This is a genomic window from Carnobacterium sp. TMP28 (assembly GCF_047553015.1).
Taxonomy (GTDB): Bacteria; Bacillota; Bacilli; order Lactobacillales; family Carnobacteriaceae; genus Carnobacterium_A.
Window position 1 is genome coordinate 497,757 of record NZ_CP180212.1, and the last position, 24,120, is coordinate 521,876.

A 24,120-nucleotide genomic window follows, 5' to 3' on the forward strand; every position below is an offset into this window, starting at 1 on the left:
AGTTGTCAAAACGACAACGCAAACAAATTAGACCTTTGAAAACTGAACAAAGTAAAACAACAAACTGTGAACGGCGGTTCGGCCAAGGGTCGAACCAAAAGAAACAAAGTGAATAATTATTCGCTAGCAAGTCATTTTAATGAGCTTCAAGCATCGTTAAAAAGCGAAACAATCCTAACGGGTTGCTTCAACTTTTATGAGAGTTTGATCCTGGCTCAGGACGAACGCTGGCGGCATGCCTAATACATGCAAGTCGAACGCTTCTTCTATTGAGTGCTTGCACTCGATAGAAGAGGAGTGGCGGACGGGTGAGTAACACGTGGGTAACCTGCCCATAAGTGGGGGATAACATTCGGAAACGGATGCTAATACCGCATAATTCTGATTGCCGCATGGCAGACAGATGAAAGGTGGCTTCGGCTACCGCTTATGGATGGACCCGCGGCGTATTAGCTAGTTGGTGAGGTAATGGCTCACCAAGGCAATGATACGTAGCCGACCTGAGAGGGTGATCGGCCACACTGGGACTGAGACACGGCCCAGACTCCTACGGGAGGCAGCAGTAGGGAATCTTCCGCAATGGACGAAAGTCTGACGGAGCAATGCCGCGTGAGTGAAGAAGGTTTTCGGATCGTAAAACTCTGTTGTTAGAGAAGAACAAGGATGAGAGTAACTGCTCATCCCCTGACGGTATCTAACCAGAAAGCCATGGCTAACTACGTGCCAGCAGCCGCGGTAATACGTAGATGGCAAGCGTTGTCCGGATTTATTGGGCGTAAAGCGAGCGCAGGCGGTTCTTTAAGTCTGATGTGAAAGACCCCAGCTCAACTGGGGAAGGTCATTGGAAACTGGAGAACTTGAGTGCAGAAGAGGAGAGTGGAATTCCATGTGTAGCGGTGAAATGCGTAGATATATGGAGGAACACCAGTGGCGAAGGCGACTCTCTGGTCTGTAACTGACGCTGAGGCTCGAAAGCGTGGGGAGCAAACAGGATTAGATACCCTGGTAGTCCACGCCGTAAACGATGAGTGCTAAGTGTTGGGGGGTTTCCGCCCCTCAGTGCTGCAGCTAACGCATTAAGCACTCCGCCTGGGGAGTACGGCCGCAAGGCTGAAACTCAAAGGAATTGACGGGGACCCGCACAAGCGGTGGAGCATGTGGTTTAATTCGAAGCAACGCGAAGAACCTTACCAGGTCTTGACATCCTTTGACCACTCTAGAGATAGAGCTTTCCCTTCGGGGACAAAGTGACAGGTGGTGCATGGTTGTCGTCAGCTCGTGTCGTGAGATGTTGGGTTAAGTCCCGCAACGAGCGCAACCCCTATTATTAGTTGCCAGCATTCAGTTGGGCACTCTAGTGAGACTGCCGGTGATAAACCGGAGGAAGGTGGGGATGACGTCAAATCATCATGCCCCTTATGACCTGGGCTACACACGTGCTACAATGGATGGTACAACGAGTCGCAAGATCGCGAGGTCAAGCTAATCTCTTAAAGCCATTCTCAGTTCGGATTGCAGGCTGCAACTCGCCTGCATGAAGCCGGAATCGCTAGTAATCGCGGATCAGAACGCCGCGGTGAATACGTTCCCGGGTCTTGTACACACCGCCCGTCACACCACGAGAGTTTGTAACACCCGAAGTCGGTGAGGTAACCCTTTTGGGAGCCAGCCGCCTAAGGTGGGATAGATAATTGGGGTGAAGTCGTAACAAGGTAGCCGTATCGGAAGGTGCGGCTGGATCACCTCCTTTCTAAGGATATAACGGAACCGTCACAGTTGTTTTACTTTGTTTAGTTTTGAGAGGTCTAATCTTCTCAAAAAGTAAGTAGTTGTTCTTTGAAAACTGGATAGTGTTTAACATGTAAGAAAATCAAGAAACCAAGAAAACATCGCGTTTTATTTTTTAATGTATTTCTTCACCTTAGGGTGAATGGAATAGTTAACATGACCATAGGTTAAGTTAATAAGGGCGCACGGTGGATGCCTTGGCACTAGGAGCCGAAGAAGGACGGGACTAACGCCGATATGCTTTGGGGAGCTGTAAGTAAGCTTTGATCCAGAGATTTCCGAATGGGGAAACCCAACACTCTTTATCGGGTGTTACTATTGACTGAATACATAGGTCAATAGAGGTAGACGCAGAGAACTGAAACATCTAAGTACCTGCAGGAAGAGAAAGAAAAATCGATTCCCTGAGTAGCGGCGAGCGAAACGGGAATAGCCCAAACCAGAAAGCTTGCTTTCTGGGGTTGTAGGACTGAACACATAGAGTCATAAATGAACGAAGTAGGAGAAGCGACCTGGAAAGGTCCGCCGAAGAGGGTAATAGCCCCGTAACTGAAACTTTGTTCACTCTGATCAGTATCCTGAGTACGGCGGAACACGAGAAATTCCGTCGGAATCCGGGAGGACCATCTCCCAAGGCTAAATACTCCCTAGTGACCGATAGTGAACCAGTACCGTGAGGGAAAGGTGAAAAGAACCCCGGAAGGGGAGTGAAACAGCACCTGAAACCGTGTGCTTACAAGTAGTTAGAGCCCGTTAATGGGTGATAGCGTGCCTTTTGTAGAATGAACCGGCGAGTTACGATCCCATGCGAGGTTAAGTTGATGAGACGGAGCCGTAGCGAAAGCGAGTCTGAATAGGGCGAATGAGTATGTGGTCGTAGACCCGAAACCAAGTGATCTACCCATGTCCAGGTTGAAGGTGCGGTAATACGCACTGGAGGACCGAACCCACGTATGTTGAAAAATGCGGGGATGAGGTGTGGGTAGCGGAGAAATTCCAATCGAACTTGGAGATAGCTGGTTCTCTCCGAAATAGCTTTAGGGCTAGCCTCGGAATTAGAATCATGGAGGTAGAGCAACTGTTTGGACTAGGGGCCCTTCTCGGGTTACCGAATTCAGATAAACTCCGAATGCCATTGATTTATATCCGGGAGTCAGACTACGAGTGATAAGATCCGTAGTCGAGAGGGAAACAGCCCAGACCACCAGCTAAGGTCCCAAAGTTTATGTTAAGTGGAAAAGGATGTGGGGTTGCTTAGACAACTAGGATGTTGGCTCAGAAGCAGCCATCATTTAAAGAGTGCGTAATAGCTCACTAGTCGAGTGACCCTGCGCCGAAAATTTACCGGGGCTAAACATAACACCGAAGCTGTGGATAGAACTTAGGTTCTATGGTAGGAGAGCGTTCTAAGGGCGTCGAAGCTAGACCGTGAGGACTGGTGGAGCGCTTAGAAGTGAGAATGCCGGTATGAGTAGCGAAAGACGGGTGAGAATCCCGTCCACCGAATGACTAAGGTTTCCTGGGGAAGGCTCGTCCTCCCAGGGTTAGTCGGGACCTAAGTCGAGGCCGATAGGCGTAGACGATGGACAACAGGTTGAGATTCCTGTACCAGTTTGTTTTGTTTGAACAATGGAGGGACACAGTAGGCTAAGGAATACGCACTGTTGGATATGTGCGTCCAAGCAACAAGTCTTGAGGTGAGTCAAATGCTTGCCTCTATTAAGGACAAGTTGTGATGGGGAGAGAAATTAAGTATCGAAGTTCCCGATGTCACACTGTCAAGAAAAGCTTCTAGTTAGAAACAATCTGCCCGTACCGCAAACCGACACAGGTAGTCGAGGAGAGAATCCTAAGGTGTGCGAGCGAACTCTCGTTAAGGAACTCGGCAAAATGACCCCGTAACTTCGGGAGAAGGGGTGCTGACCAATTGGTCAGCCGCAGTGAATAGGCCCAAGCAACTGTTTATCAAAAACACAGGTCTCTGCTAAATCGAAAGATGACGTATAGGGGCTGACGCCTGCCCGGTGCTGGAAGGTTAAGAGGATGGGTTAGCTCTCGAGCGAAGCTCAGAATTGAAGCCCCAGTAAACGGCGGCCGTAACTATAACGGTCCTAAGGTAGCGAAATTCCTTGTCGGGTAAGTTCCGACCCGCACGAAAGGCGTAATGATTTGGGCACTGTCTCAACGAGAGACTCGGTGAAATTATAGTACCTGTGAAGATGCAGGTTACCCGCGACAGGACGGAAAGACCCCATGGAGCTTTACTGCAGTTTGATATTGAGTGTTTGTACAGCTTGTACAGGATAGGTAGGAGCCTATGAAGCCAGGACGCTAGTCTTGGTGGAGGCAATGGTGGGATACTACCCTTGCTGTATGACCACTCTAACCCTCAGCCATGATCTGGCTGGGAGACAGTGTCTGACGGGCAGTTTGACTGGGGCGGTCGCCTCCTAAAGTGTAACGGAGGCGCCCAAAGGTTCCCTCAGAATGGTTGGAAATCATTCGTAGAGTGTAAAGGCAGAAGGGAGCTTGACTGCGAGACCTACAAGTCGAGCAGGGACGAAAGTCGGGCTTAGTGATCCGGTGGTTCCGTATGGAAGGGCCATCGCTCAACGGATAAAAGCTACCCTGGGGATAACAGGCTTATCTCCCCCAAGAGTCCACATCGACGGGGAGGTTTGGCACCTCGATGTCGGCTCATCGCATCCTGGGGCTGTAGTCGGTCCCAAGGGTTGGGCTGTTCGCCCATTAAAGCGGTACGCGAGCTGGGTTCAGAACGTCGTGAGACAGTTCGGTCCCTATCCGTCGCGGGCGCAGGAAATTTGAGAGGAGCTGTCCTTAGTACGAGAGGACCGGGATGGACACACCGCTGGTGTACCAGTTGTTCTGCCAAGAGCATCGCTGGGTAGCTATGTGTGGACGGGATAAACGCTGAAAGCATCTAAGCGTGAAGCCCCCCTCAAGATGAGATTTCCCATCACGTAAGTGAGTAAGACCCCTGAGAGATGATCAGGTAGATAGGTTGGAAGTGGAAGTACAGCGATGTATGGAGCGGACCAATACTAATCGGTCGAGGACTTAACCATTTTTAAACGATGAAGAAACGGTTTTATTGTCTTATAGTTAAACACTATCCAGTTTTGAGAGAACAACGTTCTCTTGTAACTAAAAGATGTGTGGTGGCGATGGCAAGAAGGTCACACCTGTTCCCATGCCGAACACAGTAGTTAAGCTTCTTAGCGCCGATGGTAGTGAAGGGTTTCCCTTTGTGAGAGTAGGACGCTGCCGCGCATCTTTAAAAAGTATCATCTTCGGATGGTGCTTTTTTTTTTTGGAAAAAGATACCAATATACATTGTACTCTAATTAGACTATACTCTAGGTAACATCATGATAACTAAGAAAGAAGGTGGAGAAAATGAAAGTAGCAGAAAATTTCAAAAAAATAATTAAAGGTATTATTCGTGCAGGAAGTCGTTATCCTCTAACTGTTTTATTTCTTTTAGCAGTGACGTTGTTAAATGGTGTCATGATCAATCAAGAAAAAGATCTGTATACAAATTATTTATTTACTTTATTCATAGGTGCACTACTCAGTGGAGTAGCACAGCAACTTTATGAAAGATTTTTCCACAAACAAAGTCAACGCCTTATGCTCATGGTAGCAGCTGGTGTGCTGACAATTGGCTATTATTTTATTCTTCCAACGGCTGACTTATATGAATTAGAGGTAGGAATTAAAACGAGTGTCTTTGTTTTTGCATTAGTCTTACTTTATATTTTAATACCTACAATAAAAAAACGTCTAACCTTCAATGAAAGTTTTATAGTAGCTTTTAAAGCTTTTTTCATTACGTCATTGTTTACACTAATTATTGCTATTGGAGTTAGTTCTATTATCGTTGCAATTGATCGTTTGCTGTTTTCAGTGGATGATAAATTAATCTTGCACGTATTAAATGGTGTATTCTCGTTATTTGCTCCTTTATACTATTTATCGTTTACTCCTATATACGAGGATACAAAAGATAAAAGTGTGTCTAAGAAAGAGAAAATAGGCATTAAAGAAAAACTAAATGAAGCAACAAGCGTTCCAAGGATGTTAGAAGTCTTAATTTCTTATGTATTTATTCCTTTAACGGCAGTTTATACAGCTATTCTATTAGCGTATATTTTAATAAATATAAGTGGTACTTTTTGGACAGATAACTTATTAGAGCCCTTACTCGTATCTTATGCGGTAGTAGTGATTGTTGTTTATATTTTATCTAGTACGATTCAAAATAAGTTTGCTGTTTTATTTAGAAAAATTTTCCCTAAATTACTGATACCAATTGTTTTATTTCAAACGATTGCTTCTGTGTTAAAAATAGGAGAAATGGGAATGACACAAGGTCGTTATTATGTCATTCTTTTTGGAGTATTTGCTACGATTGCAGGAGTAATTTTTAGTTTTTTACCGGTTAATAAAAATGGATATGCTATTGCTGTTTTGATAGCTTTTTCTATTCTATCTATTTTACCTCCTATTGACGCTTTTACAGTGAGTAGAATAAGTCAAACAAATTTATTAGAAGAGATTCTTATAGAAAATCAAATGCTTGAAGAAGATAAAATTATACCAAATGCAGCTATTTCTAAAGAAGATAAAATTCGAATCACTGGAACTTCTGACTATTTGGCAGAAATGAATTATGCTAGAAAGATAGAGTGGTTGCCAGATGATTTAACCAATAATAATAAATTTGAAACAACTTTTGGTTTTAACAGAGAATATGAAAATCAAACGATTGAAGATGTGGGTCGTTATATTAACTTAGACTATGAAAATGACTTAAATCTTTCTCTTGAAGAGTACCAGCAATTTATGCGTCTCCATTTTTATGCTTCTGATAGTGATACGTCTGATAGTAAAGACATCTCTTTTGAGGTGGATGGGGTAATGCACACAGTCGTTCAACAACGAAAAAATGGTAGTCATACAATTGTGATTCAAGATGCAAAAGGCAAAGAACAAATGGCTATCCTGATGGAACCCATTTTTAACACTTTACTGTCTGAAGAAAATCTCAAAAAAGGAATAGTAACTGTTGATGAGGCAACAATCATTGAAGAAAACGATCAATTTAAAGTGAAAATAATTGTAGAGTCTCTAAATGAATACGATGGCCAATATGCGGGAGATGTTTATCTACTTGTTCAAATTAAATAACTAAAAACAGAAAAAAGTCACTTGGGGAACGAACTCAAATGACTTTTTTCTGTTATTAAGTAACTTAGATATCTAAAAGTCTACTCGCATTAACTATGATTGAAACCGCTAAAATGCTATACTAAAGTTAATTTAATTTTTCAAAAGATGGAAGTGATCAGTTGTCTCAAAACTATTCAACGACTTTAAATACAAGACCGTTTATGTATCATGAAACAAAATTAATAGTTACTCTAATGGTCTCAGGATTGTCTGAAACTGAAATTAAAAATAAGGTGCTACAAGATAATATTTTTCAATTGACAAGTTTAGATAGAGCTGGGAGGTTTTATCGTGAAATCATGAAGCGCATAGATAATCTAGATGAGTACTTAATAGAGCGGTTTATTAACGCGGATTCTTTGACTTCGAGAGCTCTGCTTTTGTATGCTATTTTAAAAAAAGATATATTATTTTTTGAATGGATGAAAGAAGTAATATTTGATAAGTTCTTGATTATGGAAAGAACCTTATCTAAACAGGAGACTGACTATTTTTTTGAATTAAAAAGTGAACAATCTTCTACGGTAGCAAATTGGACACCGAGTACTAAAAGGAAATTAAGAGATAATTACCATCAAGTCTTGAAAGATGCAGGCATGCTGGTGGGACTGGAAGGGTATGCGTATTTACAGCCGTTAGTAATAGAGTTACAAGTGGAAAACTATTTAATTGAGTATAAAGAAAAGCAAATAGTTGAAGTCATGTTAGGAGAATCCTTAGAATGAGAGATATCGCAATAAGAATAGATGAATTAAAAGACAAAATAAATGATCCTAAATTTCTTACAAATAAAGGTTTAGGTAACGAAGTTGGTTTTTATATTTTTGATTATGATCCAAAGGACGAATTAGTTGTTAGAGAGTATGTACCTAACTTAAAGAAATTTTTAGAAAGAGAAAATTTGAATTTTAAAGTTCAAATCTTTGATTTATATGAAATTATTCTTTTATTTTTTGAACAACGGGGTTATTTAGATAAAAATTTTATTATGGAAGAAAACAAAGGAAGCAATGATTTATTCGATAAAATGAGGAAAGCCTTAAAGATTGCGACGAATAATGACTGGATTGTTAGATATATAGAAGAGCATTTAGAAAAAGAGGCTATTGTGTTTATCGTAGGGGTGGGGAAAGCTTATCCAATCATTCGCTCCCACGTTATATTGAATAATTTACAAACAGTTGTAGAAGATATACCATTAGTTTTATTTTATCCAGGTACGTATGAAAATGGTAAGTTGCAGCTATTCAACAAGTTTACAGATGATAACTATTATCGAGCTTTTAAAATAACAGAAAATTAAAGAAAGGAAGGTAGATTATGACAGCACAGCACAGCACAGCACAGCACAGCACAGCACAGCACAGCACAGCACAGCACAGCACAGCACAGCACAGCACAGCACAGCACAGCACAGCACAGCACAGCACAGCACAGCACAGCACAGCACAGCACAGCACAGCACAGCACAGCACAGCACAGCACAGCACAGCACAGCACAGCACAGCACAGCACAGCACAGCACAGCACAGCACAGCACAGCACAGCACAGCACAGCACAGCACAGCACAGCTTAAAAATCGCTTTAATAGTCTAAATAAATTTAAAAACAAATGTTATTATTTAGGAATAATCAAATCTAATAATAGCAATATAATTAAATATAGAAATAAAAAAGCCACAGAAAATTTCTATGACTCTATTTTTCTTGTCCAAAAAAGTAATTCGTTGTTCTTATGTTCTAATTCATCTCCCTGAGTAAGATTTTAATTGTGTTTATAAAAATAATTAAAATCTTACTTAGGAGTGAAGGGAAATGAAAATAGAGCAGTTATTCAAAAAAGACATCAATCGTGAAATTCAAGGTGTTATTAAGATAGGCAAGAAAGAACAAGATAATATCAGACAAGAGTTAGAAGAATATGTCGTCACGGAGGAATTAACCAAAAACTTTGTGACTTTTTTCAAAGCTTATAACCGTTCATTGGAACAATCAACCGATAAAGTAGGAACATGGATTTCTGGTTTCTTTGGTTCGGGTAAATCGCATTTTCTTAAAATATTGTCTTATCTGCTAGATTCAACTGTAATGATTGATGGCAAGCGACCCGTAGATTTCTTTGAAGACAAGATTACGGATCCAGACTTATTAGCATTAATGCATGATGCATCTAATGTGCCTAGTGATGTCATTTTATTTAATATCGATTCAAAATCGGAAGCAGATAGTAAACAAAATAAACTTGCTATTGTAGAAGTTTTTAATAAAGTGTTTAACGAGATGCGTGGTTATTCAGCAAGTATTCCTTGGTTAGCACAATTAGAGGAGACACTTGATAAAAGTGGACAATACCAAGACTTCAAACGTTACTTTGAGGAAGAAACAGCACTAAGTTGGGAAGATGGCAGAGATGAGATTTTCTTTAATATGGATGAAGCAATCCACGCATTAGAAAAAGCAACAGAAATGTCAGAAGCAAGTGCCCGAAGTTGGATTGAAAATGGAGAAAATAATTATAGTATCTCTGTAGATAGTTTTGCTAACCGGTTGAAAAATTTTGTTGATCAACAAGCAGAAAACTATCATTTAATTTTTGCAGTTGATGAAGTTGGTCAGTTTATATCCGATAATACTCAGTTAATGTTGAATCTACAAACGGTAGTCGAAGATTTAGGAAAGTTATTGAAGGGGAAAGTCTGGGTATTAGTAACCTCTCAACAAGATATTGATAGTTTAACAGAAGATATGTCTGTTAGAGATTTTTCGAAAATACAAGGTCGATTTAATACTCGAGTTAGTCTAAGTAGTGCAAATGCGGATGAAGTTATCAAAATTCGCTTACTTGAAAAAACTTCTGTTGTAAGAGAAACACTCGTGTTGACTTATGATGAGCAAGAAGCTGCGTTAAAAAATAAATTAGAATTTGAAAATACAGCTACTATGCGTTTTTATAAAGATCGAGTAGATTTTTCTGATGTTTATCCTTTTATTCCTTATCAATTCAATTTATTACAAAAAGTTTTTACAAGTATTCGTGAGCACGGTTCAGCTGGAAAGCACTTATCAGATGGAGAACGAAATTTATTGGAATCTATTCAACAAGCGACAATTGGTATTAAAAATAAAGAGATTGGTACTTTAGTTCCTTTCCAGACATTTTACGATAGCATTGATCAAGCACTTGAAGCGTCTGTTCGTTCAACAATCATTAAGGCTTATCAAAATGAGAGTGTGGACTCTTTTGATGTAGACGTATTGAAATTACTTTTTTTAATTCGTTACATTGATGAGATGCCTGGGACAATCAAAAATTTAACAACTTTAATGTTGAGTAGTATAAATGAAGATACGATTTCATTGAGTAAGAAAATTAGTGAATCTCTCTTACGCCTACAAAAAGAGTATTTAATCCAGCGAATGGGCGATAAATATCTATTTTTAACAAATGAGGAACAAGATGTGAACCGAGAGATTAATCGGATTCAATTGCCTACTTCTGAGTTGATTTTAGAAGCTGGGAAATCTATTTTTGATGAATTAATCACTATGAAAAAATATACCTATCAGCCATTTGAAGATAGGAGAACGCTTCAGTATCTATTTGATTTCTCACAATGGATTGACGAACGTGCTGTTCGAAATGGACAATTAGATATGGGGATTAAAATCGTTACCGCTTATTCGGAGTATATGGAAGAACCAGAAGTGGTAGCTTTATCTCAAAGAGAGACTAAGATTATTGTTCAATTGCCTCGAGAAGAGGACTTTGGAGAATTGCGCTATTATCTTAAGATTAATCATTACTTAAGAGGACAGTCGGCAAAAACGAAAACGCCTATTATCCAAGAAATTCATTTACGTAAGGCAAATGAACGAGGACAATTACAAACTCAAATCAAGTTAAAACTTCAATCAGCAATTGAAAATGCAAAAATTTATATTAATGGTTACCTCATTGAAGCGACCGGGACACCAGTAAAAAGAATAGAAGAAGGGTTACGCTCTCTAGTAGAGTCACTTTATTCTAAGATAAATTATATTGCTGTTACTCATACGAGAGAAGAGTTAGAAAAGATCATTCTAAACAAAGAAAGACAGTACCTTGATGATGAATACGACTATGAAAATGCATTAGCTACCACTGAAATAGCTAGTTACTTGAATCAACAGCACCAACGTCAATTACTGATTACATTAAGAGAAGTGATTCAGCGCTATCAAGCAGTTCCTTATGGTTGGAAAGAATTGGATATTTTAGTTTGTCTGATTCAATTAATGAAGGAAGAAAAAATTCACTTAACTTTAAATAGCCGTAAATTAGATGCCCAAGAACAAGACTTTTTGAAAAATATATTAAAAAAAGAGACGCAAGAGAAGTTAGTGTTGTCTGTAAGAGAGGTTATCTCCCAACGTAAGATTCAAAGTGCTAAAACAATTATGTCGACGTTATTTGGTCTGAATAGTATTGGTGAAAAAGAAGAAGAGATGTTTGTTTTTATCGCAAATCGTTTTAGCAAGGAACAAAAAGAAATGGAACGATTGAAGCTAGAATACCGCCATGCTAACTTTCCGGATAAGACATTAGTTGATGTTACGATTAAACAGCTAGATATTCTTGTTTCTATTGAAGATTCGACAGCGTTTTTTACTTATTTAGCAGAAAACGAGGAGCGTTTAATCGAGCAATATGAAGAATTACAAGATATCAAAGCCTTTTTTAAGTCGAATCAAAAAGAAATTTATCTGGATGCTAAAGAAAAATTAGCTTTGTATGATCAAGATAAAAATTATTTAAATAATGACGAAATAGATCATTTAATGAATACAGTAGCAGATATTTTAAGATTATCTAGACCCTATCGAAGAATGAAAGAATTGCCTGAATTAATTGATCAATTTAACAGAGAGATTGTTCAACAATTAGAGACTGTCTCACAACCTATTTCTGATAGTATCGAGCAAGATCGACGAGATATTGCAAAAGAAATAGCTGATTTACTTGATTACGCTAGTATTGAACGCATTCAAACAACCTTTAATTTTAAAATGAATGATCTTGAAAAAAAGGTTGATAATTCCAATACTGTTGGCAAGCTTCAAGCATATAAAGGCGAAAGCAATGAAATTAAAGTAGTAACCTTGAGAGCAATCGAGTCTGCTAAATGTATCATCTATGATGAACAAGAGGCAGCGAGAAAAAAACAAGTAGAGGAACAAAGCAGAAAAAATAACCTTGGTTTAATAGTCGAAGAAGCTGAAAGCACGCATAAAGTTTCCTCAGCTGGAAAAAAATCAGAAACTAAGACTTTGGTCAAAGCAGAACGTGCATTAATTATGCGCCAAACGGAAATATTGCCTCGTCAGGTGATTGAAATTAGAAACGAAGAAGATATTGACCAGTACTTGACTATATTGAAAGGTAATTTGATGAAATCATTAGCAGACAAATATGTTGATTTTATCAAATTATCGTAAGGGGGTAATCTAAATGGATAAAGCAGCCTTACGCAAATTCGCCTTTCAAGCACGCAATAAATTAAAAAAGGGTGTGCAACAAAAAGCCTACAGCTACGGCATTACGGCTGATAAGATTACACCTATCATAGAATTAACAGACGGTTTAGTTGTGAATGGAACAGTTATGGGTAAAGAGCAGTTAAAGCAATACAATCATTTGAAAAATCGCTTAGTTTTTGATGGATACGATCAAGTGATGGACGAAGCAGCGTATACTTGGTTCAACCGAATTGTTGCTTTACGGTTTATGGAAGTGAATGGTTATCTACCAATCCGGATGTCGATTCTTTCTTCACAAACGGCTGGTAAACTAGAACCAGATGCTCTAACTTCTATCTTAGAATTAAGTGATGAATTAAATCTAGATAGAGAATTAATTTTTAAATTACAAGATGAAAATAAATTTGAAGCATTATACCAATATTTATTAGTCAAACAATGCAACAAATTAGGCGAGATTATCCCTAATGTGTTTGACTATATCTCAGATGACTTAGCTTTATTGCTGCCAGATAATCTATTAGCAGAAAATAGCATAATTCGTGACATCGTCAATATGATTGATGAAGAAGACTGGAAAGACGTTGAAATTGTTGGTTGGTTGTATCAATTTTATATCTCTGAACAAAAAGATCTTGTTTTTGCTAATTTAAAGAAAAATAAAAAAATTGGTAAAAACGATATTCCAGCAGCGACTCAATTATTTACACCGCGCTGGATTGTCGAATATATGGTGGATAACTCACTAGGAAGACTATGGTTAGAATCTCATCCGGATAAGAACTTACAAGAATCACTAGCTTATTATCTAGAAGATGCTGAACAAACAGCAGAAGTTCTAAAACAACTCGAAGACTTAAAAAATCCTAATCTTACTATTGAAGAGATCGAATTTTTAGATCCTGCTTGTGGATCAGGACATATTTTAGTCTATGCCTTTGAGCTTTTTTACAAGATCTATCTATCGCGTGGTTACTCTGAAAGAGAAATACCCAAGTTGATTCTTGAAAACAACCTATTTGGATTAGATATTGATAGACGTGCAACGCAATTGGCGACTTTCGCTGTTATTATGAAAGCTCGCTCGTACGACAAACGATTATTCAGTAGAAAATTCAATGTTCATGTTCATAGTATTGAGGAAAGTAATGAAATTACTCAGGAAGACGTTTATTTATTTGCTAAAGAAGATGAGACACTTCTTCAAGAAACAGAAACTTTAGTAGAAACGTTTAAAGATGCAAAATTGTATGGGTCAATTATTCAAGTTCCTGAGATTGATATCAATCAAATTAAAGAACAAATGGACTATTTTAAGCACTATGGCGAAATAGATATTTTTACTAGCGAACTAGTCGAATACACATTACCACTTATAGAAGATTTGTTAAATCAATATGAAATACTAGCAAAGCAATACGAAGTAGTTGTAACAAACCCTCCCTATATGGGAAAAAAAGGAATGGATGTAAAAGTTAAAATATTCTTGAATAAACATTATAAAGATTATTCAAGTGACTTATTTTCAATCTTTATTTATCAAAATACAAGACTTTGTAAAGCTAATGGATACTTAGGTTTTATGACACCGTTTGTTTGGATGTTTATAAAGAGCTATGAGAAACTACGTGAATTCATTATTGGAAGTAAAAAAATTTCAAGTTTAGTTCATTTAGAATATTCAGCATTCGAAGAAGCAACTGTCCCATTGTGTACATTTGTACTGAAAAATACTCTGAGTATAGGGAATGGATCTTATATAGATTTGTCGAAGTTTAAAGGAGGTATGAAAGTACAAAAAGAAAAATTTGTAGATGCGGCTAGTAATAATAAACACGATTTTTTATATCATATTAATGCTAAATCGTTCTCATCTATCCCCGGGAGCCCGATTGCCTACTGGGGAACACAAAATATGTTTGATATTTTCAATTCTGAAGAACGTTTAGGTAACTATACTGAAACCAGAGCTGGTATGATCACGGGAAATAATGATTTATTTATGAGACTATGGCATGAAATTTCTACAAAAAAATTTGGAATTGGAATATTGGATAGAGAGGAAAGTGTAAAAACAGGTAAAAAATGGTTCCCTTATAGCAAAGGAGGAAATTATAGGAAATGGTATGGTAATAATGAATACGTTGTTAATTGGGAGCAAGATGGTAAATTCATGAGAAACTTTAAAAATGAGAAGGGAAAGATTCCTGCACATGCTTTTAATCTTGATTATATTTTTAAAGAGAATATTACTTGGAATTCCTTATCTTCTTATAAGTTCTCTGCAAGATATATTGATAAAGGATTCCTATTTGATGCTAGCGGATCATTTGCAAGTGTGAAAAAAGAAGATGTTTATTATTATTTAGCATTGTTATGTTCAGAAATAACATTTTATTTTCTAGGTGCTATTAATCCTACTTTAAACTTTCAAAAAGGTAATATATCTAATTTACCAGTTATTATTGACTATAGTTATTATGAACTCGTAAATGATGTTGCTAAGGCCAATATTAACATATCTAAAAATGATTGGGATTCATTTGAAACTTCCTGGGATTTCGAAAAGCATCCAATTTTAAATTACAAAAGTAATCTTATTATATCTTCATTCAACTCATGGGAAGAATTTACAAATGAACAGTTTAATCAATTAAAAGCTAATGAAGAAGAATTAAATCGTATCTTCATTGATATTTATGGTCTACAAGATGAGCTAACTCCAGAAGTAGAGGATAAAGATGTGACGATCCGAAAAGCTGATAAAACAAGAGATGTAAAAAGTTTCTTGTCTTATCTAGTGGGTCTTATTTTTGGCCGTTATTCATTGGATGAAGAAGGTTTAGCGTATGCTAGTGGAGAATGGGATGCAGCGAATTATAAAACCTATCAACCCGATGTAGATAATATTATTCCTGTAACAGAAGAAGTTTTATTTGATGATGATATTATCAATAAGATTGAAGAATTAGTTAGCATCCTTTATGGAAAAGAAACCTTAGAAGAGAATCTTTTATTTATAGCAGAAACACTAGGTAAAAAAGTAAATGAATCTTCCGTAGATTGTATTCGTCGTTATTTCATAAAAGACTTTTATAAAGACCATTTGAAAATTTACAAGAAAAGACCGATTTACTGGATGTTTAGTAGTGGGAAACGTGGAGCTTTTAAAGGATTAATCTATTTACATCGCTATGACCGTGATACGATTGCACGCATCCGAACAGATTATGTCTTGCAACAAAGCCGGATACTGGATAATTTAATCACGTTAGAGCAACATGTAGTAGATGATGAGAATGCTTCTAGTCAGTCAAAAGCAGCTTCATTAAAAGCAATTGAAAACTATCTAAAAGATAAAACAGAAATTGTTCAATATGCAGAAGTGCTAGATCACATGGCCAAACAACGCATTGAATTAGATTTGGATGATGGGGTAAAAGTAAATTATGAAAAGTTCCAAGATGTTGAAGTAGTTAAAGATCAAGCTGGGAAACTAGTGAAAATGAATGTACTTGAAAAAATATAAAGATAGGAAGAGGCAGTCTAATGGCACAAGATATTAATAAGAAAATTCAAACGTTCTTTCACTCGCCTCTTCAAACAGGTGAGAAAAGAAAGATTCTGTATTTGTATGATGAAGACGAACAGTATGGCGAACAGTTAACTGAATGGAGTAAGGAAACTGCGTTATTTGAATTACTTAAAGTAACGGATCACAATTATTTTCAAACTCACTATCAGATTGAAAAAGTGATGGCGGATAAAAATATTGTCTTGTATTGTACAATTGAACGTCCTAGCGACCAAGAAAATCCTATGTTGGGAGTTCTATTGTATAGCCATGAATTAAAATTGGATCAAGACAGTCAATTGTATGCGGCTATCGGAATAGATCCAACTAACGAGGCCTTAACCGATTTAGCGAAAAAGTACCAGACCTTTTTCAAATCTAAAGAACGAACAACTAAATTTAAAAAGTTTTTCCAGCAAATGATAACTCAAAATCAAGAAACAATGGAATTCTGTATCTTAGCTGTACTAACCAAAGCGAAACAGCCTGATTGGACTAATAGTTTGATTGAATTGTTTGCTGAGTCTGTTAAAGGTCAGACTATGCGTTGGACTGCAATTGAAAAATTTGGTAATAAGGATCGTTTTTGGCGGTTAATCAATCGTCTATTTGGCTTCAACTTGTCAACAAGTAAGACTGGCGAATGGTCTATCAAGACCTTAATGGAACAATTGTTTATCACTCATTTAGCTAGTGAATGGCTAGAAGAGTTTCCTAAAGCATTTGAACCATTTGTATTGCCAAAAGTAAATCAAGCGATTATTTTTATCAATCAATGGATGAATTTAAGAGATCAGCAACTAAGTTATATTCAAGTAGCTGACCAATTAGAAAAAGAATTAGGAATTAGTCAATTATTCAATCAAGAGTCATTAGCTAATGTGACCGAGGTTCAAACGTTCCAATGGTTTGATAATTACCTTATTCAACAACTAGCTTCTCAGTTAGCTAATGGTGGGATAGACTATGATTATTATGATCAGTTGATTGCACAAAGAAGAGGAAAGTTTTGGTACAAGAACTACCGTGCAGCTTATCATGCATTGCGCTGGAGTCTGAAACTAGTTAAAGCTGTAGATGAGATGACTAGTCTGCTTGCTAAGATTCATGATGAGCATTTATTTTGGCAAATGTATCAAACAAATTTTTATAAAATAGATCAAGCTTATCGTAAATTTTATTTTTACTTTGATCAATTAGATCATTTAAATGATTCATTTGAAGACTTAACATTAACCATTGAAAGGCACTATCATCAGTTATTTTTAAAAGAATTTGCAGCAAAGTGGGACCAGTTAGTGATGCAAGAAGTTAGGTTAAGCAGAAAGGATATCCCTCAGCAAACTCATTTTTATTCTGATGAGGTAGCTTCTTTTGTTGAACAAGACAAAAAAGTTATTGTGATTATATCAGATGGACTGCGTTTTGAAGCTGGTCAAGAACTGTTTCAACGTTTGTTAGAAGATAAACGGTTTACTGGTGAATTATCATCAATGCGGACAGCCTTACCCTCTAGTACGGCTTTAGGAATGGCTGCATTATTGCCACATCAGCAACTTGCTATCGAATCGACGGGTGAAGTTAGAGTAGATGGGTTATCCACCGAAAGCATAGCAAAGAGAAATGAAGTTCTTCAAAAAAGCAGTTCCGATAAAGCTCTTGCTATCAGTCATGATGCAGTCAATCAGTTAAGTCGAGACGAATTGCGCTCTGAATTTTCGGGAAAAAAAGTGATTTATCTTTACCATAATCGAATTGATGCAATAGGCGATCAAAGAATCACTGAGAATGATGTTTTTGCGGCTGTTGAAGAGGCCTTACAACAACTAAAAAGACTAATCATACGTCTAACAACGGAAGTAAGTGCTGCACAGTTATTTGTGACAGCTGATCATGGTTTTTTATACAGTAGAAGTACCATTCAATCAACTGAAAAAGTGCAGTTAATAACTGAACTTAAAGGAACTAGTTACAATAAACGTTTTATCTTATCCGAAAAAGAAAATCCAACACAAACAGGATTAAGCTTCTCTTTAGTAAACCAAATTAACACTAATAGACACGTTCTTATACCAAGAGGGATCAATCGATTTACATTGGCAGGTGGAGGGTATCAATACGTTCATGGAGGACATTTGCCTCAAGAGACCATGGTTCCTTTATTAAAAATTAAAATGGTACGCGGACGGAATGATAGACCGCAAGTCACGGTTAATTTATTAAGTCAAACAAGAACGCTGACGAATAGTGTTATTTGGTTGGAGTTTTTACAACTCGATCCTGTTTCGGAAACTCTCAAAGAAAAACGGCTAAGTGTCTATTTTGAGGATGAAATAGGCAATAAATTATCTAACGAACAAGTACTAATCGCAGATAGTAGAAATGAATTGAGCCAAGATCGAATTATACGTGAGAAATTTATATTATCAACTATTTCATATCAACAATCATCTAATTATTATTTAGTTATGAAAAATAGTAAAGATATAAAAGACGTTACAAAAGAGCGGTTTAAATTTGATATAGCAAGAGAAATGGAATAGACAGATACCACATTGCATAAAAAGAGCAGTGTGGTATTTTTTAAATTTAAGAAAATAATTATGGTAGACTAATACAAAAAGGAGTGGAGATTTTGAAAATGATTACTTGGAATTGCAATGGGGCATTTAGAAAGAAATTTCAATATTTAGACTCTTTTGATGCTGATATTTATATTATTCAAGAATGTGAAGATCCAGCAAGAAGCAATCATGATTCTTACATTAAGTTTGCAGAAAATCATTTATGGATTGGGCATAATAAGAATAGAGGATTAGGTATTTTTGCAAAGAAGGAGATAAAACTTGAAGACAATAATTGGCCATCTTTTGGGTTAGAGTATTTTATCTGTTGCAAGATAAACAATACATTTGATTTATTAGGAATATGGGGGTGCAATAACTATATAGAAGATATCTATGTTTACTTACAAATCTATAAAAAACAGATAAGAAACACACTAATAGGTGGGGACTTTAATAGTAACGCCATCTGGGATGAAAAACACAAAAGACGAACTCATTCAGGGGTTGTAGATGAACTGGCATCTATTGGTTTGGTAAGTACTTACCATTCCTTAACAGATACTGTCGCTGGATCAGAAAAATATGCGACATATTATATGTATCGTCATAGTCATCGACCTTATCATATTGATTATTTTTTTTGTAAGAGAGAATGGGTAGACAACCTGACTATTGGTAGTTACAAAGATTGGATTTTGCATAGTGATCATATGCCTATTTTTTTAGAGATAAATTCTTAGAATAAAGATAAATGTTTCCTTATACCAAGAGATACGAGAGTACCAAAATTCTATAAGGGAAGTGCAATAGCGATGACGTCTGATTTAGATTTAAGCAGTCTGACTAGTTTAAGGAGTATCAGCAGTGACGTCTTTAAGACAAGTATTTTCCCAAATGTCATTGACACACTTGATCGTGATTGGATGATGGTTGTTAATAATACTACAGGTTTTGGGTCTTTCGTGTCGTAGGGATTCGTCCAAAGTTTAACCTCGTAGTCCTGAACACGACTGTTTTTAACACCTTTAACCACTTTTTTTTCTTACATTCTCTGCCATAAGGAATTTTAGCCATAATAATCTATCTCATTCTAGTTTTTTTATAGTATGGCCGGCTACTTTAAATATTCGGCGTAAAACGTTGGTCGCTTTGACCCCATCATATCTTCAGGGTGACTAAATGACGTTGCAAGCAAACGCTCAAGCGGAATATCGGCTAGGAATGTGTTGACTTCTTCTTGGAAATCTTGGATTTCGTTAAACGATTCGACTCGAATGATTTTGATTTGCATCTGAGCGAACCGATTCGATGTTTCTGGCTTGATGTGCTTTTGCATGAGGTGATTCACCTCCTTTGATTTAAGCCTTGTTCTTACCTACTTAACTGGAATACGCATAACTTATAGCTAATCTCTTAAACAAACTTAAATTGACAAACAGAGCCTATTTGGACGTTAATAAACGGAGTGATTTAGTTATCGGCTTGCTTTTCAAGTAAGCGACTTTTCTGGTAGGCTATCTCCTTTTTTAATTTAATTTAGTTGATTTATTAGATATAGACGCCATTTTGAGTGAGTCTTGTGATACCCTTTGAGATATCCCAATTCTTGTGGAGGGTGTCGCTTGTGTAAACGAGCGTATAGCTCACACCCAACATTAAGTCGGTCACATGTACCCGCACAAAGTAATGATACTCTTGATTGTAATAGACACCTTTTGAAAAATACCCTTGGTGGTGCGTTGATGAATTTTGAATATCTATCTTAAAGTTCTTATCAAATAACTCTTTTTCTGATGGGCTTAGGTGCTGTGCATGGTCCGGACTACAATAATATTTAAAGGCCTCTTTTAGGTATTTTCCAGCTAAGTTTTTTGTTTTTGTTGGTTCTCTGGATAATACCGCATAGACTAAAACGGTTAAGATTATTTGTATGCTGTAAGGATTGATTGAGCTGAGTAGGTTATCAACGCGTGAGGTCATGAATAATTCAAGAAAGGCAATCATATGTATTAAAACAGCGTACCCTCTAAATTGTTTGCCTATAAAGGACTCTCTGAAAGACAAGAGTGGACTTAGTTTACGGGCGTTTATCTTTAATTCCTTTTGCTTTTGCTCATGTTCTGTATTTTTTTGCTGGTTTTTGCGTCTGCTTTTTTTAAATCGTCGACCTTCGGTATTAAACGGGTTCAATAGTTGAAGTGCACTGGCTGCTCCTCCGAGAGAACCCTTTATGATCTTAAAGCCGTTTCGTATAAGACAATAAGGTAGAAATCCGATGAGCACAATAGTAAGGCTGATTCCTACTTGAATAAACGTTGTTGTGTCAATCGTTGTTAGTGTAACCGGGTTAATAGGAAAACCCATAAATTGTTCGGCTGTCGTGATGTGCGAGAGCACCATCAGTGCATCTATACCAATTAAAATCAACCATTTTAATTTATAGTTTTTTTCTGGTAGACGTTGGTATCTCTTAATGGTTTCTATTTCTGCGAATTCGGGTGTTGGTTCGTATGTCATGTTTAGTGCTCCTTTTTTTAAGATTACTCGTCAATGAACGAGTGTATTAACTAGTAAAATTTTCCTTATACTAAAAGATGCGAGAGTACCAAAATTATAACACATAACTTTTATAAAGTACCGATGTTTTCTTATACCAAAAGATGCGAGAGTACCAAAATGCGTTCATCTCAAACGATTAAAGGAACAATGTTTCCTTATACCAAAAGATGCGAGAGTACCAAAATTAGTAATAGCGTGGGAGATGTTGGCAAGTAGTTTCCTTATACCAAAAGATGCGAGAGTACCAAAATTACGGGATATAACTCCATGTAAGCAGCGTTGTTTCCTTATACCAAAAGATGCGAGAGTACCAAAATTAAAAGAAGCGATACGAACTAACACAACTGGTTTCCTTATACCAAAAGATGCGAGAGTACCAAAATTCGATGGGTATAAGAATCAAGATGTCATTAGTTTCCTTATACCAAAAGATGCGAGAGTACCAAAATCAAGGACCGACATCCTGGTTAGCAACTTAAGTTTCCTTATACCAAAAGATGCGAGAGTACCAAAATTCGGCTAGTAAATGGCTAGGAAAATAATGAGTTTCCTTATACCAAAAGATGCGAGAGTACCAAAATACACTGCAGCATCAAACAAGTCAATTCTATGTTTCCTTATACCAAAAGATGCGAGAGTACCAAAATACCTGTTGCTAGATGTCAAAAATACAATGCGTTTCCTTATACCAAAAGATGCGAGAGTACCAAAATCCATACTTGCGAACTCATCAACTTCTTCATAGTTTCCTTATACCAAAAGATGCGAGAGTACCAAAATCTCATGGCCTATGAAGCTGTAGGCAAGTGGGTTTCCTTATACCAAAAGATGCGAGAGTACCAAAATCGAATGAAACGAATTCATCAACTAGTTTAGGTTTCCTTATACCAAAAGATGCGAGAGTACCAAAATCAGAAGCATTAGCAAACTACACTCGTAAAGGTTTCCTTATACCAAAAGATGCGAGAGTACCAAAATGCGCCCCTTTCTTGTGGCTCTACGACACTTGTTTCCTTATACCAAAAGATGCGAGAGTACCAAAATTGTAAGGTATCTCACGATCTATCAATACATGTTTCCTTATACCAAAAGATGCGAGAGTACCAAAATTTAGCATAGTAACAGTATTATATATATTATGTTTCCTTATACCAAAAGATGCGAGAGTACCAAAATACCGTTGATTATTGCATGAACCTGAATTGAGTTTCCTTATACCAAAAGATGCGAGAGTACCAAAATTATGCTCATCAACATCATACATAAACTTGTGTTTCCTTATACCAAAAGATGCGAGAGTACCAAAATCATGACTAATCAATATAATATTTTCATAATGTTTCCTTATACCAAAAGATGCGAGAGTACCAAAATCGCCTGGAACAAGATAAGAACCTGAAAAAGGTTTCCTTATACCAAAAGATGCGAGAGTACCAAAATGCTCTATCATCATCTTCTACAGATTGCCAAGTTTCCTTATACCAAAAGATGCGAGAGTACCAAAATATTGGTTGATTAATAGCTGTTCTAATAAGAGTTTCCTTATACCAAAAGATGCGAGAGTACCAAAATTTGCATTACTAATTAACCCTAAAGATGCTGGTTTCCTTATACCAAAAGATGCGAGAGTACCAAAATGTAAGTTGTTAGATAAATAGCAAGCCATTAGTTTCCTTATACCAAAAGATGCGAGAGTACCAAAATCACCTTCTGCAACATCGCTGTATCGGTAAGTTTCCTTATACCAAAAGATGCGAGAGTACCAAAATACGTAAAACAATATATAGAAGAACGACTCGGTTTCCTTATACCAAAAGATGCGAGAGTACCAAAATCCAGTTTGAGTAACAGATTTTCTATCCTTAGTTTCCTTATACCAAAAGATGCGAGAGTACCAAAATGACATCGTGCATCACGATAAATTGAACATTGTTTCCTTATACCAAAAGATGCGAGAGTACCAAAATAAGGCAGAGCAAAATTCGCAGGTTATATGAGTTTCCTTATACCAAAAGATGCGAGAGTACCAAAATCTTCGTCTTCATCACCACGAGCTACAAATTGGTTTCCTTATACCAAAAGATGCGAGAGTACCAAAATGCATTTAAATTGAGTACAAGTACCACTCAAGTTTCCTTATACCAAAAGATGCGAGAGTACCAAAATGAACGATAATGATTAACGCTACTAACGCTAGTTTCCTTATACCAAAAGATGCGAGAGTACCAAAATGCTATCTAAGTTAGTCAAATGTAACGTGATGTTTCCTTATACCAAAAGATGCGAGAGTACCAAAATAAACATCTATTCAGAAGTAACAGGTAATCAGGTTTCCTTATACCAAAAGATGCGAGAGTACCAAAATACCAGAAACATCTGAACCTTTTGAACGAATGTTTCCTTATACCAAAAGATGCGAGAGTACCAAAATCCGTTGCGTCGCATTTATATCTCAACATTCGTTTCCTTATACCAAAAGATGCGAGAGTACCAAAATACCGCATCAAAGTAACAGGCAAGAATAGCGGTTTCCTTATACCAAAAGATGCGAGAGTACCAAAATGTATTTTTTGATGCGATAACCGCTTCTTGCGTTTCCTTATACCAAAAGATGCGAGAGTACCAAAATCGGCCATGTCGTCGCTTGCCTCGAGAGGCTGTTTCCTTATACCAAAAGATGCGAGAGTACCAAAATATCAACTTAGATCAGCTGACGATTGATTTTGTTTCCTTATACCAAAAGATGCGAGAGTACCAAAATACCGCTGAAGAAGGCTATCAAAAAATGAAAGTTTCCTTATACCAAAAGATGCGAGAGTACCAAAATAGTCTAATACCTCTAGTTCTAGTTGTGTGTGTTT

Annotated in this window: 11 protein-coding genes, 3 rRNA genes and 1 CRISPR repeat array (1 of these 15 cut by a window edge); of the genes, 12 read left to right on the forward strand and 2 right to left on the reverse strand. The window is 37.1% G+C overall.

Annotated features, from left to right (window positions below):
- Positions 1 to 192 precede the first annotated feature (192 nt).
- The 12 genes from ACMHYH_RS02525 (at position 193) to ACMHYH_RS02580 (ending at position 19,671) form a co-directional block, all read left to right on the forward strand.
- Positions 193 to 1,750 (forward strand): 16S ribosomal RNA (locus ACMHYH_RS02525).
- A 203-nt stretch (positions 1,751 to 1,953) separates the two neighbouring features.
- Positions 1,954 to 4,874, forward strand: a 23S ribosomal RNA gene (locus ACMHYH_RS02530).
- Between the two features lie 89 nt (positions 4,875 to 4,963).
- A 5S ribosomal RNA gene (gene rrf / locus ACMHYH_RS02535) occupies positions 4,964 to 5,079 on the forward strand.
- Together the 16S, 23S and 5S rRNA genes form the textbook arrangement of a ribosomal RNA operon.
- A 126-nt stretch (positions 5,080 to 5,205) precedes the next feature.
- Entirely contained in the window at positions 5,206 to 6,999 is a 1,794-nt protein-coding gene (locus tag ACMHYH_RS02540) for a DUF4153 domain-containing protein (protein ID WP_414839805.1), read from the forward strand.
- A 161-nt stretch (positions 7,000 to 7,160) separates the two neighbouring features.
- Positions 7,161 to 7,766, forward strand: a complete 606-nt coding sequence (locus ACMHYH_RS02545; RefSeq protein WP_414839806.1) for a DUF1819 family protein — start codon at positions 7,161 to 7,163, stop codon at positions 7,764 to 7,766.
- Positions 7,763 to 8,344: a DUF1788 domain-containing protein gene (locus ACMHYH_RS02550; RefSeq protein ID WP_414839807.1), complete on the forward strand. Its 582-nt coding sequence runs from the start codon at positions 7,763 to 7,765 to the stop codon at positions 8,342 to 8,344. Before ACMHYH_RS02545 ends, ACMHYH_RS02550 begins: the two co-directional genes overlap by 4 nt.
- A 17-nt stretch (positions 8,345 to 8,361) precedes the next feature.
- Complete coding sequence (locus ACMHYH_RS02555) at positions 8,362 to 8,799, forward strand: hypothetical protein (RefSeq protein WP_414839808.1); 438 nt, start codon at positions 8,362 to 8,364, stop codon at positions 8,797 to 8,799.
- A gap of 58 nt (positions 8,800 to 8,857) precedes the next feature.
- Positions 8,858 to 12,517: a BREX system P-loop protein BrxC gene (gene brxC, locus ACMHYH_RS02560; RefSeq protein ID WP_414839809.1), complete on the forward strand. Its 3,660-nt coding sequence runs from the start codon at positions 8,858 to 8,860 to the stop codon at positions 12,515 to 12,517.
- Between the two features lie 13 nt (positions 12,518 to 12,530).
- Positions 12,531 to 16,088: a BREX-1 system adenine-specific DNA-methyltransferase PglX gene (gene pglX / locus ACMHYH_RS02565; protein ID WP_414839810.1), complete on the forward strand. Its 3,558-nt coding sequence runs from the start codon at positions 12,531 to 12,533 to the stop codon at positions 16,086 to 16,088.
- A 20-nt stretch (positions 16,089 to 16,108) separates the two neighbouring features.
- Positions 16,109 to 18,676 (forward strand): BREX-1 system phosphatase PglZ type A, encoded by a 2,568-nt coding sequence (gene pglZ, locus ACMHYH_RS02570; protein WP_414839811.1) that lies wholly within the window; start codon positions 16,109 to 16,111, stop codon positions 18,674 to 18,676.
- Positions 18,677 to 18,774: 98 nt separating this feature from the next.
- On the forward strand, positions 18,775 to 19,440 hold the full coding sequence (locus ACMHYH_RS02575) for an endonuclease/exonuclease/phosphatase family protein (RefSeq protein ID WP_414839812.1): 666 nt from the start codon (positions 18,775 to 18,777) through the stop codon (positions 19,438 to 19,440).
- Positions 19,441 to 19,512: 72 nt separating this feature from the next.
- On the forward strand, positions 19,513 to 19,671 hold the full coding sequence (locus tag ACMHYH_RS02580) for a hypothetical protein (protein ID WP_414839813.1): 159 nt from the start codon (positions 19,513 to 19,515) through the stop codon (positions 19,669 to 19,671).
- A gap of 143 nt (positions 19,672 to 19,814) precedes the next feature.
- Here ACMHYH_RS02580 and ACMHYH_RS02585 read toward each other — a convergent pair whose 3' ends face one another.
- Together ACMHYH_RS02585 and ACMHYH_RS02590 are read right to left on the reverse strand one after the other, a co-directional pair.
- Positions 19,815 to 20,036: a hypothetical protein gene (locus tag ACMHYH_RS02585; RefSeq protein WP_414839814.1), complete on the reverse strand. Its 222-nt coding sequence runs from the start codon at positions 20,034 to 20,036 to the stop codon at positions 19,815 to 19,817.
- 212 nt (positions 20,037 to 20,248) lie between these two features.
- Entirely contained in the window at positions 20,249 to 21,217 is a 969-nt protein-coding gene (locus tag ACMHYH_RS02590) for a hypothetical protein (RefSeq protein ID WP_414839815.1), read from the reverse strand.
- Between the two features lie 59 nt (positions 21,218 to 21,276).
- Positions 21,277 to 24,120: a CRISPR direct-repeat array (repeat unit 36 nt; unit sequence GTTTCCTTATACCAAAAGATGCGAGAGTACCAAAAT) (it continues 427 nt past the right edge of the window).

Excerpts from the sequence above, each read along its gene's own strand:
- pglX (WP_414839810.1), top strand. The coding sequence starts at position 12,531 with ATGGATAAAGCAGCCTTACGCAAATTCGCCTTTCAAGCACGCAATAAA.
- ACMHYH_RS02540 (WP_414839805.1), top strand. The coding sequence starts at position 5,206 with ATGAAAGTAGCAGAAAATTTCAAAAAAATAATTAAAGGTATTATTCGT.
- ACMHYH_RS02580 (WP_414839813.1), top strand. The coding sequence starts at position 19,513 with ATGACGTCTGATTTAGATTTAAGCAGTCTGACTAGTTTAAGGAGTATC.
- ACMHYH_RS02590 (WP_414839815.1), bottom strand. The coding sequence starts at position 21,217 with ATGACATACGAACCAACACCCGAATTCGCAGAAATAGAAACCATTAAG.
- ACMHYH_RS02555 (WP_414839808.1), top strand. The coding sequence starts at position 8,362 with ATGACAGCACAGCACAGCACAGCACAGCACAGCACAGCACAGCACAGC.
- ACMHYH_RS02575 (WP_414839812.1), top strand. The coding sequence starts at position 18,775 with ATGATTACTTGGAATTGCAATGGGGCATTTAGAAAGAAATTTCAATAT.
- brxC (WP_414839809.1), top strand. The coding sequence starts at position 8,858 with ATGAAAATAGAGCAGTTATTCAAAAAAGACATCAATCGTGAAATTCAA.
- ACMHYH_RS02550 (WP_414839807.1), top strand. The coding sequence starts at position 7,763 with ATGAGAGATATCGCAATAAGAATAGATGAATTAAAAGACAAAATAAAT.
- pglZ (WP_414839811.1), top strand. The coding sequence starts at position 16,109 with ATGGCACAAGATATTAATAAGAAAATTCAAACGTTCTTTCACTCGCCT.
- ACMHYH_RS02585 (WP_414839814.1), bottom strand. The coding sequence starts at position 20,036 with ATGCAAAAGCACATCAAGCCAGAAACATCGAATCGGTTCGCTCAGATG.